Here is a 16,997-nt window from a genome sequence, read left to right as displayed (position 1 = left end):
GTGGTATACCGAGTTCGCTACAGACATACGCTGACCTATGGACATCGCAACTGGGTGGTCTGAAATTTTTATCTCCACGTGGGGATAAAAACTTTATCTTGGAAGCCCATGATGCTGCAGAAGAAATTTCAAGAGTTAACCCGGACTCCATTTTATTGATCCATCCGACGAGATACGGCTTGGCAACTTTTTATATGCTGCCAGATGAGTTAAAGGGTAGGGTAGTGGCTTATTGGCGTACTAAAACAGACCAGCCTCACGAGAGAAAGTTTGATAAAGCCATTGATGAAGTAAAGCATTGGTTAAGGAAGCCATCTAGGGGGTTAGTCACCGCTTTGCGGCGGTCAATGAAGGACTATGGTGTAAGGCATATTGCTAACTCAAGATCGGTGGCGCACTCGCTGGTCTTGGCCGGTATTGCTCAAGACGAAAATGGTGTGACTATCCACAGACCGCCACTTCATCCCAGACCAGAGAGGGAGTATTTAAGTTTTGATCAACGAGGTGTATCCCAATTTAATATATTGGTTGTGTCGAGGATATCTTCAGAGAAAGGTTTAGAAAACATCAGATTGCTGGGAGAGGAACTAAAGCGAAGTAATATTGAGAACTGGAACATAAGAGTAGTTGGGCCAATTGCTGATCCGAAATATTTTCAGATGTTAAAACAAGAGACTAGTGGTTTACCTGTTGAGTTTGTTGGAGAAAAAGGATGGCCGGAATTGGCCGACTATTACGCAGGATCACATCTCTTGTTTATGCCATCGCGGACGGAAAGTTGGGGACAGGTGACCGTTGAAGCGGCTAGAGAAGGTACTCCAGTTTTGTGTTTGCCGTCTCCAGGTTCGTTAGAAATTTTTGAAGAGACTAATGGATCGTTCGGAGCATTGATGGATATGGATCAAAGAAAAGAAATGGTGCAGTTTTTAAACTTACTTAACGATCCTGGTAACTGGAGTCAGTTATCACAGAGCTGTTTGGAAGGAAGCAAACGATATTCGGCTGAGGTCCTATGTCAATATTTGTTGGAGGACGTGGTGTTGAGATGAACTGAATAAATGAAGGAATAGTGTGAATTATAGCTGTTAGAGCGGAAGGGAGGGTTCAAAAAGATTAGATCTTGCTTATAGTGTGGGGTGGTAACGACATCTCTATGGTGGTGCTACTTTACTCGCGCTTTGTTCCATCAGGGGAGGTAAGAGGTTTTAACAAGGCCACCCCGGGGGTACCCCTCGAGGACAGAGGTGTGTAATCGTTACATAAAAACCAATGGGAAAATGGAGGCAGTGGAAGCAGTGGAGGCAATTTACAGTATTTAAGCGCTTAGGAGGGAGTAAAAGCTGGTATTATCATGCTTAATGCAAGTTCGAATAGCGTCCAGCGCTCGGAGCAGGTTAGTTGTTAATATAACCAATATAATATGGATACTGCCGAGGGTTGGACTATTTTTACTACAGTATTTGGAATTATTTCTGTAGGTATTAACATTTGGCAGTTTTCTGCTGCTCGTAAAGACGCTGAACATAAGAAATCACAGGTTAAAATTTGGCAGCAGGACGCGAACGGCATATCCACAGGTTTAAGGAGAATTGTTGTCGACGTTAACAATAATATGTATTCTGCAGTAAAAGACGTTGCAAATGCCGTTTGGACACTTGAAGCATCAGCGTTTTCTCTTTACCAATCTTTATACGAAGAGCGATTGGTAACAGAAGAAGAGTATAAAGCAAGGCAGAAGGAATTTGAGGAAAATCTAAAGAAACAACAAGGAATTAACGTCGCCCAAGACGAAAAAGTTAAGAAGAATTCTTGGTTTCCTCCATCTCTTTTTGTAACTTACTAACTAACTTATAATTCTTAGGCGCTATAAATAAGTTAGTTATATTAACACTGCGATCCTCGAGCCAACTTTGACGAGAGGCGTAAAAAGCTATCTTGTCAAACGGTTTTATCCAGTCATATCGGGCTTTTTTGCCCTTTAGCTCTAAGTTCTGAAGTGCCATTTTCAAAAGTAGCCGTTTTTCGTGAGCTTCAGAACTCTCAAAGATTTTTCCAGCGTTTTCAGCCAGCTTTAGCAGGTAAGATGAGGTTATGTAGTATTCCTCATCGGCAAACTGTAGCTTCTCAATTTTCTTGTTGATTGCCTTCTGTTTTACCCGATACTCTTTTCGTTTTATAACACAGAAGTCCTTAGTAATTCGTCATTATTAGAAGTGTTGACGTATTTTGGGGATCACAATATAATAGTTTTATAGACAGAGAGCGTGAATTCCTGCTTGTTCGGGATTGTATTCATAGCGCTGTCTATTTTTATTTTTCATCAAAGAATTCGTTAATTTTAAATTTAATTCCATATTTTGCTTTATAGTTGTGAGATTCTGCTAAGTAGTCAGTGTTAAGTTTGTTTTGAAGATGAACTAGTAGTCTGAACTTGGCGTTTTTTCTGTTAAGCCCAGCCACTTTGTATTTAATTTTAAATGAATACGCCACTGTTCCAATGAGGACATCTGCCATTTGAAGTTCGCTTACAGCATGAGATTCGAGCCGGCAAATACCATACAGGGCGTTCCTTCTGGCTTTCACCTTAACTTTTTTCTTAACTTCTTTTTCAAAGTTATCGTGCTTAGGCGTGCTCAAATCGTCAGCGAGGACAACAATATATTCACCTGCCTCAAGTGACTCCGCAATAAGTTTGCTTGTGAAAGAGTTGTAAGCTTTGTGATGATTGTTTCTAAAGTAGCTTTTTAGATCTAGGTTCTTTTTGTCAAACAATATGCTATTAAAGTGGGAATGTTTAGTATCAAAAAACAAATCTATAAATCCTTTATATAGCGTGAGATTGCTATTGCTGACATTTGCGAACTTGAATTCTGAATGAAACCCTGTCTTATTTTTATAGTTGACGATACTTTTATGTAGTTCTGATGGGTGGTGGAGCTTAAGTAACCCTAAGCCGAATAGTCGTTCTGTTGAGGGTGAGTGTAGTAGTCCCACCTCGTCCATAAAGCCGAAGGTGTTTTTAGCTGGTTTTGGTCCGGGTTTTGTGATTTTAGTCATACAATAATTGTTTGAAATTTAAAACAATTATTACATAATTGCAATAGTGTTTTTTAGAATAGTTGCCATGCCACTACATCTTTAATTTCGTTTGTCTTATTTTTTAAGTTTGAAAGACAAATATACTCTTCTTGTTGTCGTATAATGTTTCTAACGCTGTTTACAGTGTGGAGCTAGGTAAGTTAATATGGCAATTTATACAAAGAAAGGGAATCGATTAGAACTAGTAAGAGAGAAAAGGCTTGGCCTTGAGCGTGATATTCAGAAGCTTACCGAGGAAAATCTAGAAACAATTTTTGGCTTAAGATTTGTTAGTGGTTATCTGAATAATGAGTTTAGTGTACGGGTTCAGGAGCAGGATTTTTATATTGACACTCTGACTTTTGACGAACATCAAAAATCGTTCGTAATTATTGAGTATAAGAAGGACAGGAATTTTAGCGTTATTGATCAGGGTTTTTCTTATCTTTCTGCCATGCTTCATAATAAAGCTGAGTTTGTTTTAGAGCTTAATCGGCGTTTGAAAAAAAACTTTGATAAGGGTGATATTGACTGGGAGCAATCAAGATTGATCTTTATTTCTCCGGAGTTTACTAATTATCAGAAGAACGCAATTAACTTTAAAGATCTGCCGTTTTCCTTATATGAGGTAAAAACGTATGAAAACGGAATAGTTGAATTTGACCCCATAAAACCTTTTAAGACGACCGTATCAATTCAGGCATACACAAAGGATAAGCTTATAAAAGATGTGGCAAAAGAAGTTAAGGTATATGAGCTTGAAGACTTGGTAAAAGAGGGCTGGGAAGAGACGTTGACATTGCTTGCGGAGTTTGAAAAACAATTGATGGTGGTAAAACCTGAAACGAAGGTTAAATATACCAAGAAATATATTGCCTACATGTCAAGACATGGTCGCAATTATGCTGAAATCGTTCCCAATAAAAGAGGGCTCAAGATATATTATCGTTTCCACCACGATTATGTTAAAACTTCTTTGGAAATGATTGATTGTTCCAAAGTTGGCCATTGGACCAATGGTTCGTGTCATACTCTTGTATCTGATAGCAGGCAAATACCTGAGGCAGTAAGGTTATCAGAGCAATCGTTTTTATATTTGCATAGGGATATTTATAAATAGAAATAAAATGGCAGTAATAAAAGAGGAAACCACTCGTGAAAAGTGGATTGATGAGAAAGTTTATAAAGCTGTTTTGGTGATAATGTTGATGATAGCTAGTGGTCTTTGGATAAGGATGAGTGGATTGATTGGGACATCGGATTTGTATAAGCCTATTTTTCAAATGGCTAACATTTTAAGATGTGAAATAACCGAATCAACAAAAAAATCAGACGTTGGTGATTTTCTGGTTCTTACAGATATGTTTACCAATACTCCGTCGGTAAATTTTCCTTTAGGGGGAACTCAAGTTTGGGATAAGCTCTTAGAAGACGAAAATGTAGTAACTATTGGGGTTGTTACGTCATCGGGGGGTACTGATAATATTACTATAAATAAGAATGATGGTACGTTTTCTCGATCGAGTACTAGTGTTTGGGCAGGTAGCCAATCATTTTCGGGGTTTTGTGTTCAATAAATAAATCACGATTTGATTGTGGTTTGTATTGCTTTGGAGACAGGGAGCTTGTGACAAAAGTGTGTGGCCAGGACGTAGTTATACAAATTCTTCAAGTAAGATAGTATAATCGCGGCAAATGTTTTCTTGGTTAAGGAGAGTCCCTGGTTTTCGATCTGGCAAGTGGTGGAAATCTATAATTGCCTCTGGTTTTTACTTGCTTGTCTTTGTAATCTTGATGGTTATTATCTTTCCTTCCGCTCCCTCCCTTACCTTAGAAAAAAATGACCCAATCAATAAAGGCTCTGTTTCTATCGCTGGTAAAACCTACTCAGGAAAACCCGTGTATCTTATCAAAGATAATGAGGTTATCCAATCAGTTAAGTCTGATTCCAGCGGGAAGTTTTTCTTTGTCTTGAATGACCTAACCGATGGCAGCTACAACTATATGGTTGAGGTGTGTAGCTCAGAAGAAAAAGGAAAGTGTAGGAATGAAAATATCGTCATTACGATAGATCAAACCTCTCCCCCTAAGCCAGAAATTTTTTTACCCGATAATCTTCCTGATGATAGCGAAGAAGAAATAGTTATTAAGGGTGTTTCTGAGCCTAACGTAAAAATTGTTGCCTCTATCCAGGATAACGAGCTGTCCGCTACTACAACCAATGATAAAGGCGAGTTTGAGATTAAAACCGGTTTGGTTTTAGGTGCTAATACAATTAGTGTTAAGGCAATCGATGCTGTTGGCAATGAGAGTGCGGTTGGCGGGACTTTTGTGAACTTTAACCCTTCCAGATATAAGGCAAAAGTAATCAATGTTGTTGACGGCGACACCATCAAAATTGAGGGTGGTCAAGTAGTCAGGTATATTGGAATCGATACACCTGAAACAGTTCACCCCAGTAAACCAGTCCAGTGTTTTGGCAAGGAGGCTTCCGATAAGAATAGGGAGTTGGTTGAAGGCAAGGAAGTTAGGTTAGAAAAAGATGTTTCTGAAACCGATAGGTATGGCAGACTTTTAAGGTATGTTTGGCTTGGTGATATATTGGTGAATGAATACCTAGTTAGGGAAGGTTATGCTCAATCAAGCAGTTACCCTCCAGATTTAAAGTATCAAAATAAGTTTGTTGAAGCCCAAAGACAAGCGAGAGAGGAGAAAAAAGGATTATGGGGAGATGTCTGTAATGTCCAACCCACTCAAGTCCAGCAAAAGACTATTACCCCAACCCAGATTATTCAGCAGACCACTACTCCTACTCAGCCTCGACCGTCTAACCAAACTTCAGGGAGCTATGCTTGTGATTGTTCTAAAACTTGCTCTCAAATGTCATCTTGTGCCGAAGCTCAATACCAGTTGAATGCTTGCGGATGTGGGGCAAGGGATGCAGACAAGGACGGTATAGCTTGTGATAGTGATTGCCAGTAAATTACTTTATTTATCTAGCTTGAATTTGACTAATTTTTGCTATGTGTGTTTTAGGTCTTTGTTTTTTTAGATTAAGGGTGTGAAGAGAGGGAAAATAGCCAGAATGGCATTAAGGGACTATAATGATCTAAATAGGCTTATTGAAGAAGTGATAATCGGGATTGAGTAAGTGATTATCTTGTGGTCATTAGCTGAGCAATAGATATACGTTTGGGTTGGTGCGGATTGAAATTGTTGAGGAGAATGTTCACGGTGAATAGTTTGCTTTTGATTGTTTTGGGTGTCTTTAGTAAGTGATTAGTATTTGTTTGATTTATGTAGTTTTTTGGTAATTAATATGAAGAAGACCGTTCTTAAAACAAACAGTGCCCAGTTAATTTTGGAGGCAATTTTGGTGAGAGGATTGGATGTAAAGGTGATCTCTAGCCGCTTTAACTTACTTGAGCTTTCACACAAAGGAAGATCGGTATTTGTGATGGGAACTTCTTTTCCGGTTAACTCTCAACCTGCTTGTTTTGTGGCAAATAATAAGTTTCTGACAAGGAAGGTGTTGTTGGCTAATGGGATTCCGGTACCAAGAAGCTGGCTAGTTAGAACTAAGGTTGAGGCGAGAAAGTTGGTGACTGATAAAGATTTTTTCCCTTGTGTGTTAAAGCCGGTTAGAGGGGCTCATGGTAGAAGGGTGGTGGTCAATATTGAGTCGTTGGATGAGTTTGAGGAGGTGTTGTCGATGGTTTTTACGAGTCCGGGGAAAAAGAATGTTTTAGTTGAGGAGTATATAAAGGGTAAGGATTATCGTTTCTTTGTGGTGGGTGACAGGGTAGTTGCGGTGATGGAGAGAATACCGGCTCATGTGGTAGGTGATGGTGTTAAAAATATTCGAGAGCTGATTAAGAGATACAACGAGAATCCAGATGTGGGTGAGAGATACGAGAAGCCTTTGTGCAGGATAAAAGTGAATGGAGAGATAATGAGGAATCTTAAAAAACTAAATATGAAATTGACATATGTTCCGCAAAGAGGAGAGAAGGTGTTTCTGCGACAAAACGCTAATATCAGCACTGGGGGAATAGGGGTTGATGCAACTGATGAGGTAAGTGATGAAATTAAAGAGATAGCGGTGAGGGCGGCAAAAGCGGTGGGGATGGAGATAACGGGGGTAGATATGATTTATGACAAGATGTTGAATAATCCGACAGTGTTGGAGTTAAATGATTGTCCTGGGATTGATATTCGTCATTATCCGATGGAGGGAGAGTCTCGGGATGTAGCAGGTGAGATAGTTGAGTATTTGTACAAGGAGGAGTTAAGGGAGGCTGGGGAGAATAAGGTGTTGGTAGGGAGTGAGGAGTCAGTTAATCCAGTTGTTGTGAGTGTGGTTTGACTAGATTAGTCCGGAGAAAAGAAGTAGGAGAAACAATATGGTGGTAACGGCAAAGATAGCCAGGGTTTGAAGAAAGAGATTGAGAGCAGCCTTTTGTTTTTTGGCGAAAAGTAGAAGAAGAGGTTGGTAGCAGAAAAGATAGCCCATGACGGCAGCTGAGAGCGTGAATAGAGAGAGCATGGCAATGGGAGCAAGGAAAGAGTCGTTTTTGGGGGCGAACTGGGTGCCATAGTACATGATTGAGGAAACAAGGGTGATATATGCAGTGGCAGTGAGAGCGTTGAGGATAGGATTCTTGCTCATAAGGGTATTATACGCTGTGTTGGGTAATGAGGTCTTAAATTTGCCTTTTGGTATCGATGTGAGGATGTTAATATGGCTATATGAGTGTTTCTGTTCGCCATGTTTTTATTGCTGTTTTTATTATTGGGATGGCTCTTTGTAGTCGGGGGATTGGCTTGATCGCCAAGAACAATGACTGGATGAGTATTTATGCAATTGCTGGTTATGCGTTAGGTATCTTGGCTTTAGTTTTGTTTTTGTCGGTAATGGTTAGAAATAGATTTTTGTTTATATCCGGAGATAGGGAGGCGCTGGTTTTTCTTCTGGGAATAATTGTTGTTAAGTTTCTCATCGGGGTGGCATATTCCTTCTTTAACAAGTAGTGACAAAAACATTGTAATGGTTGTTGTACGACGTGATACTTTTTGAGCCTTGATGTGTTTATAGTTGTCTGGACTGGTACAGTTTTAGTATGAGTAAAAAGACAGTAACGAGACAGATTTATGAGAAAGTGTTTGAGTTATTGGAGGAAAGTCCTGAGGGAGTGCGATGGACGGATTTGTTGAAAAGAATTGGTGAGTCTAATCCAGAGTTTCATCCAAAGACAGTTAATGGCTGTGTGTGGAGATTGGTAGAGAAGTATCCGGATAGAGTGTATAAGCCGAGTAGGGGGGTGTTTAGGTTAAAAAAATATAAAGAGGGGGTAAATTGACATTGTTAGTGGGGAGATCTATAACGTAGGTAGGTTGGTATTAGTTCTTTAGAGAAAAAGAAAGGGAGGTAGAGATGAAGGGATTTATTGATTTTATTCGTGAGCAAGGTGTGGTGGGATTGGCAGTTGGTTTTATTTTAGGAGGAGCGGTATCAAAACTAGTCTCTGCTTTGGTAGAGGACATTATTGGTCCGGTATTGGCTCTTGGGTTAAGCAATGTTGAGAATCTACAGAGTGCTTATGTTCAGGTGGGTGCAGCCAAGATTATGTGGGGAGACTTTCTTAACGTGTTTATTGATTTTGTGGTGATTGCCTTGGTGGTTTATTTTGGAGTCAAGATGTTAGGACTTGATAAGCTGGATAAGAAGAAGGCATAAGGAAATGGAGGGGTGGGCAAGATTGTTTTGGGTTGACTATTGGTGGTGGTGTGGTAGGTTAAAGGTAATGAGGGTGGTTGGTGTTTATTCCCGGTTGGTTATTAAGTATTAGTCCGCTATAGGCGGCTTTTTTTATTTAGATAGATAGGAAGGGAGGTGAGAAAAAGATGAAAAAGATAACATTTATGTTTATAGGGATGGTGTTGATGGCATTATTTGGTTTGGTCACTTTAACAACGGTTGAGGCTAAGGCTGATAAATGTGTCACCATCCAGGATGGTGTGTTGACGTATTCGGCTGGTCACTTTTTGGAGGGAGAGCCACTGGTTAATGGCTTTGATGCTTATGGTTACAACTACCAAGGCCATATGTTTAAGGGCTCTTACGCTAATACTTATTTAGGTAAGGATGGTTTCCCGCCGTACGAGGGTGATGACGAAGCATATTTGGATGATAATCCGACAGCGGAGGGTACATGGTATTGGCCATATCGCACTACGCAGTTATTGATGAAGTGGGATGATGCTTGGTTGAGCAATAAAGACTGTGATGATGATGGAGAGCTGGATCGCCTTTACGATTATCCAAGCTATATAGGTTCAGGAGCATGGTTGACTAATCATATGTGGGATTCTTATGAAGAAGAGGATGAGACATATGAGTGGAATTACTTTACTAAAATAGTGGCAGCACCGGCTGATGCTTATAAGGATGGTGGTATGTGGTACACCAGTGATGGTGAGGAAATAGGTCCTGTTATATGGGGTGAGTTTGCTACCGTTTTGGAAGTATATAACGACCAAGGCACTGGAGAGCATGGAGTTTTGTACAAGAGTCCGGTGGGTCCGGGTTTTGGTAAGTTCTAAGGCTCTTGATTAAACGAACAGCCCGAGGTGTTAAGTCCGAGGGCTGTTTGTTATATGTGGAGGTTTTTTGTTTGTATAATCAAGTGGAAATGAAAAAGTTTTATATCAAGGCAGTATTGTTTTGGTTGGTTTTGTTGGTGTTGGCAATATTTAATGCGGTGGTGCGGGAGATGACGTATAAGCCTATCCTGGAGCCATATCTTGGAATGTGGGCACATCAGCTGAGTTCATTGACGGGAATAGTGTTGTTTTACTGGGCGATTCTGTGGTTCTTGAAGATGGTTCGGGGAGAATATACAGATCGAGATTTGGTGTTGGTTGGATTGATGTGGGTGGTGATGACAGTGGTGTTTGAGACGGGGATGAGTTTGCATTTGCGAGGTTTGAGCATGGGTGATGTTTTACAGACATATTATTTTTGGAAGGGTGAGACGTGGATATGGGTGTTGGTGGCGTTGTTTGTAATGCCATTGATGATTGATAGAGGTCTTAACAAGAAGAGGTTGGATTAGCGAGGTTTTTTGGATAGGTGGGAAATAAAGTGTGTGTCCGATAGTGTTGAAAATAGGGATGTGATTTGGTATATTGGGACGTCAGTACATTTCAACCGCGATATATAGGAGGCACGTGATGAAATGCCAGATGTTGGGATGTGATGGAGAGTTGGGTTCGCAGTCTTTCCCAATGCAGACCGGCTGTCACTCTTACACGTCGAGTTGTGCGTGTGTAAAGTGCGGTAGGGTCCACTCAGAAAGTGGACATCTGATGTTCAGCAGGGCAGGCGGAGCGCCGTATCTGCTGGATGGGAAGATCGAACTGATCCTTGAGCCGATTGAGTTGGAGGTGGGTAAGACCTACTTGACTCAGATCTGGATGTGGGTGCTCATCAACGACGAAGAGGGCGAGTTGGAAGCAGGGGCTCGGTTGGTCTTTGACCGGGTTGAGGATGAGACATTCTGCTTCCATGATGCTGATGAGGTGCAGTATCGGCTTCATCGGGGAGATGTCAACTTCATCGTGGTTGAGGAGTAAGAGAAAGAGCCGGTGTTATCACCACCAACACCGGCTCTTTTGCATTTAAGAATGGTGGAGGTGAAAATGAAGTATGCGACTGGAGATATTAGTGCATGTGAATTCAAGAAGAGCTAGGGTGGAGAAGGACTTGTTGGGAGTGGTGCATGTGCATGTAAACAAGCCGGCATTAGAGGGTAGGGCAAACAAGGCGGTAGTAGAGATGTTGGCTGAGTATTTTGAAGTTGGGAAAAGTCAGGTGGATATAGTGGCAGGTCATAAGTCTAAACGAAAGGTGGTTGAGGTGATATATTAGGGTTATTGATGACGAAACCGTATATTTTGGACAAGATTAATGGTTTGCGAGTAATACTTTATCCAATTAAAGGATTACCGGCGGTGAAGGCGAATTTGGTGATTAGGGCTGGTAGTAGTTATGAGGAGGGGAAGGATTGGGGTGCGTTTCACTTTATTGAACACTTAACTTTTCACCAGACGAAGAGGTTTAAAAACAAGTTGGAGCTGGAGTTGTTTAAGGAAGAGTATGGATTGAATAACAATGCGGGGACGGGGAGGGAGGATATCTCGTATTACACATATGGTCCCAGTTCATCATTTAAGCAGGCATTGGAGTTGCTTTATGAGTTGGTGTTTGAGCCGGTGATACCAGAAGAGGTAATGGAGAGGGAGATTGAGGTAATTAGGCAGGAGTACAACGATAAGTGGGACTCACCTCACAATCGGTTTCAACGAGCTTTTGAGGAGCAGCATTTTGGCAAGAGTCATAGATATACAAGAGATGGAATGGGTCAGCCAGAGTATATTGCAAGTTTAAGCAGAGATGATTTAAAGGAGTTGCATGGTAAGTATTTTGTTAACGAAAACTGTGTGTTGTCGTTGACGGGAGATTTTGAGGTGGAGGAGGCAAAAAAGATGGTGAGAGATATCTTTGTGGGTAATCAGGGAAGGTTGTCGAGGCCACGAAGGGGTGAGATTAAACCAGGGGAGCGAGAGTTTATACATAGGGATGATGTACAGCAGGATACGGTAGTGTTGTCGTGGTTGGTACCGGGGTTTATGGAGCTGCCTTTGCGTGAGAGATTTGCGATGTGGATTGCCGGTTATATTGTGGGAGGATCAACTAGAAGTAAGTTATTTAGAAGATTGAGGGAGGAGTTGGGTTTGGTTTATCGTTGTGGAGCAAGTAGGAAACTTAATCCCTATGCTGGCTATTTTGAGGTGTGGTCATCGAATTCTCCGCAGAGCACGAGTAGGGTTTTTGAGGAAATGCGGAAGGAAACCTATGGATTTGTGGAGAAACCGATTGAGGAGAAGATGTATAGGAGGAGCTTGAATTATTTAAAGTCTAATATCAGTTTGTCGTTTGACTCAATTGGGAGGATTTCTGAGTCGATAACATACAATTATTTCTGGGAAAAGAAGGTGTATTTGCCTGATGATGATATTAAGTTGTTGCTAACGATTTCCGAGAAAGAGGTGCGGGAGGTGTTGGGTAGGTATGTGAGACCAGAAAATGAGTATGTGAGTCTGATGACGGCCAAGGAAAAGGCGGGCAGTTAAGGAGTGGTTGTGGTTAAATGTGAAGGTGGAGATAAGTAGCTTTATTTATGGTTTGGCGTTTTTACCTTTTGGTGTGTTTTTTGGTTTGATGTTGGTGAAAAGATTAAGTTTGGTTAAGGTATCAGCGATGACGCTGTTGTTGGTGGTGGTAATGGCAGCTGTGTTTTGGCGGGTGGAATGGGAGATGCTGGGGGTGGCGGGGTTTAGAGGTGTTTTGGTGGCGTTAGATATTTTTTTGATTATTATTGGGGCGATTTTTTTCTTGGAGGTATTGAAGAAAAACAGGGTGATAGATGGGTTGGTGTATCACTTAGGTTCGGTGTCAAAGGATTATCGAGTGCAGGTGATTATGTTGGCGTGGATGGTGGAGAATTTTTTTGAAGGTATTGCCGGGTTTGGTGTTCCGGCGGCTTTGGTAACTCCGTTGTTGGTGGGCTTGGGCTTAAGTCCGCTAAAGGCGGTGGTATTGGGGTTGTTGGGGAATAGTACGGCTGGAGCGTTTGGAGCAAGCGGGACACCGACTAGAGTAGGTTTTGGAGCTTTAAGTAACGCGATGGTGATAGAGAAGGCAGCGATGTTTAACATGGTGGGAATGATTGTGCCGGTTTTTATGTTGTGGATATTGGTGAGTGAGAGTAAAGAAAGGGGGAGAGAGTTTAGGGAGGCATGGCCGTTTGCGTTATGGTCAGGAGCGATCTTTGTGGTGCCGGCATATTTATTCTCATTCTTGGGTCAGGAGTTCCCGTCTATCTTAGGATCGATGGTGGGAATGTTGATATTGTTTTTAAGTACTAAAACGGGGTTTTTGGTGCCTGATAAGGAAAGATGGATTAAGCAGGTGGAGTATAAACAGGTGGGTTTGGGTTTGGTGAAGGTGTTAGTGCCATATCTATTGGTAGTGGTTTGGTTGGTGGGGGCAAAGGCGTGGTTGGGAGGCGTAAAGATCGAGGTTCTAGGAAGTAATGGTTATGGTTTTAGTGTTTACAATCCGGGGTGGTTGTTTTTAGTGTCTGGAGTGATGGTGATGGGGTGGATGGGAGGAAGAGAGAAGGGTTTTAGTTTTCTTAAGACTGCTTTTAAAGGAGCTTGGGGTCCGTTTGTGGTGATTTCACTAATGTCGGTGATGGTGCAGGTGATGACTAATTCGGGAGATAATGTTTCCGGTTGGCCATCAATGATTGAGATGATCGCAGGGACATTTAGAACACAGTGGTTGCCTTTGTTGACACCATTTATTGGAGCGTTGGGGAGTTTTATTACTGGAAGTGTAACTATTTCAAGCTTGTTGTTTGGCAATTTCTGGCAGATGGCTAGTGTTAATCTGGGGATAAAAGCAGAGATTATTTTGGCATTAGGATTGGTTGGAGCAGCGGCAGGGAATATGGTTGCACTAGCTGATGTGTTGGCGGCTGAGGCAGTGGTGGGATTGAAGAATATGGAGAGAGAGGTAGTTAAGGGCGTGTTGATCCCTTGCCTGGTGTATTTGTTGTTGGTGGGGATGTGGGGGATGATATTGGTGGGAGGGTAGAATAGAGATATGAGTGAGTACTATAACCCGCGGAGAACTAAAAATTTGTTTGACCCAAAAAGTAGACAACCGTTTAGTTTAAGTCGATCGAAGATTGATTTGTTTATGGAGTGTCCTAGGTGCTTTTATTTAGACAGACGATTGGGAGTAGGGAGACCGCCAGGGTTTCCATTTGCGTTAAATAGCGCGGTTGATAAGTTGTTGAAGCAGGAGTTTGATATTCATAGGGTTAAGGGAACGCAGCATCCTTTACTGGAAAAATACGGGGTTGATGCTAGGCCGGTACAGCATGAAAAACTGGATGAATGGAGACAGAATTTTATCGGAGTTCAGTATTTACACAAATCGAGTAATTTGATGGTTTTTGGAGCGATCGATGATTTGTGGATTAACTCGAAGGATGAGTATGTGGTGGTGGATTACAAGTCCACGAGTAAGGCGGAGGAGATAACGGAGTTGAATAAGGAGTGGCAGGATGGATACAAGCGACAGATGGAGGTATATCAATGGCTGTTGAGAGGAAATGGATACAAAGTGTCGGATACGGGTTACTTTGTTTATTGCAACGGAATAACGGATCGTGAAGCTTTTGATGCTAGGCTAGAGTTTGAGGTGACACTGATTCCGCATAAGGGGAGTGATGAGTGGATAGAGGGAATGCTTGCTGAGATTAAAGAGTGTTTGTTAAGTGACAGGATACCTGAACCCGGAAAGGATTGTGATTATTGTGCGTATAGGAGAGCTGTGATTGAAGTGGGGGAGTAGTTGATGTTGGCTTGGTGGAGTTTTTTTTGATAGATCGCAAAGATCTGCTTGCTATTGATTGGAATTAGGCATATACTTTTGCGGACGCTTTGATTAGATTAAGCGGAATAAAATGAGAAATTTTGATTTTGGTCGGAGATCAGGGAGGGATAATTCATTTAGACGAGGTAATCGGGGTGATGGTCGGATGTATGATGCGATTTGTAGTGAGTGTGGCAAGGAGTGTCAGGTTCCATTTCGTCCAAGTGGTGAGAAGCCAGTTTTCTGCAGTGAGTGTTTTGAGAAACAGAATGGTGGAAGGAAAAGAGAGAGTAGGGGTGGTGAGTTTAGGGGTAGGGATTCAAGATCTGATAGTGGGAGAAGGAGTGGTGGTATGGAGGTAGATAAACTGATGAGGGAGATGGAGAAGATAGATAGGAAACTAGAAAGGGTGTTGGATTTGCTGAACAAACAAGATATGGGCACAGTAAGGCCAGTTAGTAAGAGTAAGAAAAGTAAAAAGTCTTTAGGTTTGGCGGAGGTAGTGGCTTCGTTGAAAACAAATGAGAAGACTGAAAAAGAAATGGTTGATGATGGGTCCGTTGAGATTGATGATAGAGAGTAGTAATCGGTAGTTTGATGGGTTGGTGTTGGGTAGAGGTGATAATGGTTTGTAATTTAGCTGCTTTGTACCGATTTAATGTAATTAATATTTGACATTTTGTTAATAATATATTACATTTTGGTTATGGAAGCTAAGAAATATAGACAGATACGGGTGGTGGTAAGTATGTTTGTAGGGATGGTTGTGGCTATGGGAGTAACTCGGGAGAGTTATCTGTTAGCATTGGCTGGAGTATTAACGGGAATGGTGTTTATGGGATTGGCTAGGTCAAAAGCTAAGATAGTGGTGGATGAGCGGGAAAGACAAGTAAGAGAGAAGGCGGCTGAGATGGCTTTTGCGATTTTTACGCCGACGATTGGGTTAGGATCATTTTTGTTGTTAGTTCCGTACAAGAAACTGTCAAGTGTGTTTGCGAAGGGTGAGTTTGTTTACCTTGAGTCATTGGGGATGATATTGGCGTATCTAACACTGTTTTTGATTGCGTTGTATGCGATTGCTTATCATGGTTTTAACCGGAAACTTGGAGGGGGTGGGGATGAGAAATAAGCTGAAAGTGTATAGGGCAATGCGCAACTTAACCCAGGAACAGTTAGCAGAAAAGATTGGGGTAACTAGACAGACAGTGATTGCGATAGAGAGTAATAAGTACCTACCTTCGTTGGGGTTGGCGTTTAAGATTGCCAATGTATTTGATGTAAGGGTGGAGGAGATATTTATTAATGATCAAGAAAAGGAGGAATAAATGAAGATTAAAACTTTATGGCGTTATGGATGGCAGATAGGGGCGGTGGGTTTAAGCATTATGCTTCTCTTTTTCATGATTGGTTGTAGTTGGATTGGTTATGAGGTGAAAATTGCTTGTGAGGGAGCGAAGAGATACAAAGAAGGAGATTGTGTGGAGGCATTGATGGCGGTAGTGGATGACGAGAAAATGGGGTTTTGGGAGAGAAATAGAGCTATCTGGGCGTTGGGTCAGTTGGGGGATGATCGAGCTTTGCAAGTATTTGAGAAGTACTATACCGGTGAGATTCCAGAGAGGGAGCCTTTGGGTGAGATGATTAGTCAGTATGAGCTAAAGAAGGCAATTAAGATGGCAGAGGGTGGGGTTAACTTAAGTGCGTGGGTGTGGAGAGAGTAGTTATTTGTTGACAGCTTTTTTAAGTTTGGTGACAGGAACGCTGGGGACATCGGGTTTGCGTTTGTTTTGGATGTATTCGTAGATCATGGGAATAACGGAGAGAACGATAATGGCAACAATAACGTAATGGAAGTTGTGTTGGATGAAGGGGACGTTGCCAAAAAGATAGCCGGTTAGGGTGAAAACAGTGACCCAGATGATACCCCCAAAAAAATTAAAGTGCATGAAACGGGAGTACTCCATGGAACCAACACCAGCGATGAAAGGGGCAAAGGTGCGAACAATGGGGACAAAGCGGGCAAGAAGAATGGTTTTGCCACCGTGTTTTTTGAAGAATTGTTGAGTTTTGTCAATGTGTTCTTGGTTGATGAGAGGGATATTGGGGTTGTCGATGATTTTTTGTCCGAAAAAATGACCGATCCAGTAATTGGATGAGTCACCTAGAATGGCGGCGGTGATGAGAAGGAGGAGAAGAAGCCAGATATTGAGAGAGCCAAGAGCAGCGATGGCGCCGGCGGCGAAAAGGAGGGAGTCGCCGGGAAGAAAAGGGGTAAAGACGAAGCCAGTTTCGGCAAAAATTATGAAGAAGAGGAGAGCATAGGTGAAGGTTCCGTATTGAGAGACAAACTCGGTTAAGTGGGTGTCGAGATGAAGAAATATATCTATGGCACTAGTTAAAATTTCCATGA

General features: G+C 41.7%; 23 protein-coding genes. 20 read left to right on the top strand and 3 right to left on the bottom strand.

All coding sequences use genetic code 11. From position 1 onward, the window contains the following. The first annotated feature begins 194 nt into the window (after positions 1-194). Together MICH65_RS00865 and MICH65_RS00860 are read left to right on the top strand one after the other, a co-directional pair. A complete protein-coding gene (locus MICH65_RS00865; protein WP_161931549.1) occupies positions 195-1,049 on the top strand; it encodes a glycosyltransferase family 4 protein in 855 nt (284 codons plus the stop codon). Positions 1,050-1,420: 371 nt separating this feature from the next. Beyond that, on the top strand, positions 1,421-1,843 hold the full coding sequence (locus MICH65_RS00860) for a hypothetical protein (protein ID WP_161931548.1): 423 nt from the start codon (positions 1,421-1,423) through the stop codon (positions 1,841-1,843). A 467-nt stretch (positions 1,844-2,310) separates the two neighbouring features. On the opposite strand, the gene MICH65_RS00855 is transcribed toward MICH65_RS00860, so the two are convergent. Beyond that, the gene (locus tag MICH65_RS00855; protein ID WP_161931547.1) at positions 2,311-3,057 is read right to left on the bottom strand and encodes a DUF3800 domain-containing protein; all 747 of its coding nucleotides are present in this window, start codon (positions 3,055-3,057) and stop codon (positions 2,311-2,313) included. 187 nt (positions 3,058-3,244) lie between these two features. On the opposite strand from MICH65_RS00855, the gene MICH65_RS00850 reads away from it, so the two are divergent. The 4 genes from MICH65_RS00850 to MICH65_RS00835 all read left to right on the top strand — a co-directional run bounded on the left by MICH65_RS00850 (position 3,245) and on the right by MICH65_RS00835 (position 7,444). Beyond that, a complete protein-coding gene (locus MICH65_RS00850; protein ID WP_161931546.1) occupies positions 3,245-4,198 on the top strand; it encodes a hypothetical protein in 954 nt (317 codons plus the stop codon). A gap of 7 nt (positions 4,199-4,205) precedes the next feature. Next, on the top strand, positions 4,206-4,655 hold the full coding sequence (locus MICH65_RS00845; RefSeq protein WP_161931545.1) for a hypothetical protein: 450 nt from the start codon (positions 4,206-4,208) through the stop codon (positions 4,653-4,655). A gap of 118 nt (positions 4,656-4,773) precedes the next feature. Continuing rightward, the gene (locus MICH65_RS00840) at positions 4,774-6,060 is read left to right on the top strand and encodes a thermonuclease family protein (RefSeq protein ID WP_236870864.1); all 1,287 of its coding nucleotides are present in this window, start codon (positions 4,774-4,776) and stop codon (positions 6,058-6,060) included. Positions 6,061-6,397: 337 nt separating this feature from the next. Beyond that, positions 6,398-7,444 carry an ATP-grasp domain-containing protein gene (locus MICH65_RS00835; protein WP_161931544.1) on the top strand — a complete coding sequence of 349 codons (1,047 nt, stop codon included), beginning with the start codon at positions 6,398-6,400 and terminating at the stop codon, positions 7,442-7,444. On the opposite strand, the gene MICH65_RS00830 is transcribed toward MICH65_RS00835, so the two are convergent. Beyond that, positions 7,445-7,747 (bottom strand): hypothetical protein, encoded by a 303-nt coding sequence (locus tag MICH65_RS00830; RefSeq protein WP_161931543.1) that lies wholly within the window; start codon positions 7,745-7,747, stop codon positions 7,445-7,447. It lies immediately after the preceding gene. An 80-nt stretch (positions 7,748-7,827) separates the two neighbouring features. On the opposite strand from MICH65_RS00830, the gene MICH65_RS00825 reads away from it, so the two are divergent. The 14 genes from MICH65_RS00825 to MICH65_RS00760 all read left to right on the top strand — a co-directional run bounded on the left by MICH65_RS00825 (position 7,828) and on the right by MICH65_RS00760 (position 16,308). Then, complete coding sequence (locus MICH65_RS00825; protein WP_161931542.1) at positions 7,828-8,109, top strand: hypothetical protein; 282 nt, start codon at positions 7,828-7,830, stop codon at positions 8,107-8,109. Between the two features lie 89 nt (positions 8,110-8,198). Next, a complete protein-coding gene (locus MICH65_RS00820; RefSeq protein WP_161931541.1) occupies positions 8,199-8,438 on the top strand; it encodes a hypothetical protein in 240 nt (79 codons plus the stop codon). A gap of 74 nt (positions 8,439-8,512) precedes the next feature. Beyond that, positions 8,513-8,815, top strand: coding sequence for an MscL family protein (locus MICH65_RS00815; RefSeq protein WP_161931540.1), 303 nt, complete (start codon positions 8,513-8,515; stop codon positions 8,813-8,815). A gap of 167 nt (positions 8,816-8,982) precedes the next feature. Further along, positions 8,983-9,681, top strand: coding sequence for a hypothetical protein (locus MICH65_RS00810; protein WP_161931539.1), 699 nt, complete (start codon positions 8,983-8,985; stop codon positions 9,679-9,681). Positions 9,682-9,770: 89 nt separating this feature from the next. Next, positions 9,771-10,193 (top strand): hypothetical protein, encoded by a 423-nt coding sequence (locus MICH65_RS00805; protein ID WP_161931538.1) that lies wholly within the window; start codon positions 9,771-9,773, stop codon positions 10,191-10,193. A 253-nt stretch (positions 10,194-10,446) separates the two neighbouring features. Next, positions 10,447-10,713, top strand: a complete 267-nt coding sequence (locus tag MICH65_RS00800; RefSeq protein ID WP_161931537.1) for a hypothetical protein — start codon at positions 10,447-10,449, stop codon at positions 10,711-10,713. A gap of 73 nt (positions 10,714-10,786) precedes the next feature. Beyond that, entirely contained in the window at positions 10,787-11,008 is a 222-nt protein-coding gene (locus MICH65_RS00795) for a DUF167 domain-containing protein (protein WP_161931536.1), read from the top strand. Positions 11,009-11,016: 8 nt separating this feature from the next. Continuing rightward, positions 11,017-12,273 (top strand): M16 family metallopeptidase, encoded by a 1,257-nt coding sequence (locus MICH65_RS00790; protein WP_161931535.1) that lies wholly within the window; start codon positions 11,017-11,019, stop codon positions 12,271-12,273. 19 nt (positions 12,274-12,292) lie between these two features. Further along, a complete protein-coding gene (locus tag MICH65_RS00785) occupies positions 12,293-13,801 on the top strand; it encodes an L-lactate permease (RefSeq protein ID WP_161931534.1) in 1,509 nt (502 codons plus the stop codon). Positions 13,802-13,810: 9 nt separating this feature from the next. After that, positions 13,811-14,566 (top strand): PD-(D/E)XK nuclease family protein, encoded by a 756-nt coding sequence (locus MICH65_RS00780; protein ID WP_161931533.1) that lies wholly within the window; start codon positions 13,811-13,813, stop codon positions 14,564-14,566. 112 nt (positions 14,567-14,678) lie between these two features. After that, positions 14,679-15,170, top strand: a complete 492-nt coding sequence (locus MICH65_RS00775; RefSeq protein ID WP_161931532.1) for a CxxC-x17-CxxC domain-containing protein — start codon at positions 14,679-14,681, stop codon at positions 15,168-15,170. A gap of 123 nt (positions 15,171-15,293) precedes the next feature. Beyond that, entirely contained in the window at positions 15,294-15,716 is a 423-nt protein-coding gene (locus MICH65_RS00770; RefSeq protein WP_161931531.1) for a DUF2178 domain-containing protein, read from the top strand. After that, positions 15,706-15,912: a helix-turn-helix transcriptional regulator gene (locus tag MICH65_RS00765; protein WP_161931530.1), complete on the top strand. Its 207-nt coding sequence runs from the start codon at positions 15,706-15,708 to the stop codon at positions 15,910-15,912. Before MICH65_RS00770 ends, MICH65_RS00765 begins: the two co-directional genes overlap by 11 nt. Further along, positions 15,913-16,308, top strand: coding sequence for a HEAT repeat domain-containing protein (locus tag MICH65_RS00760; protein ID WP_161931529.1), 396 nt, complete (start codon positions 15,913-15,915; stop codon positions 16,306-16,308). Here the strand turns inward: MICH65_RS00760 and MICH65_RS00755 are convergent, their stop codons facing one another. After that, positions 16,309-16,995, bottom strand: coding sequence for a DedA family protein (locus MICH65_RS00755; RefSeq protein WP_161931528.1), 687 nt, complete (start codon positions 16,993-16,995; stop codon positions 16,309-16,311). Positions 16,996-16,997: the final 2 nt, after the last annotated feature.

Origin of the sequence: Candidatus Chazhemtobacterium aquaticus, from assembly GCF_009936135.1 — a bacterium.
Lineage (GTDB): Bacteria > Patescibacteriota > Microgenomatia > UBA1400 > Chazhemtobacteraceae > Chazhemtobacterium > Chazhemtobacterium aquaticus.
Note: the sequence above shows the minus strand (reverse complement) of the source record. Positions and strands in the feature narration are given on the sequence as shown.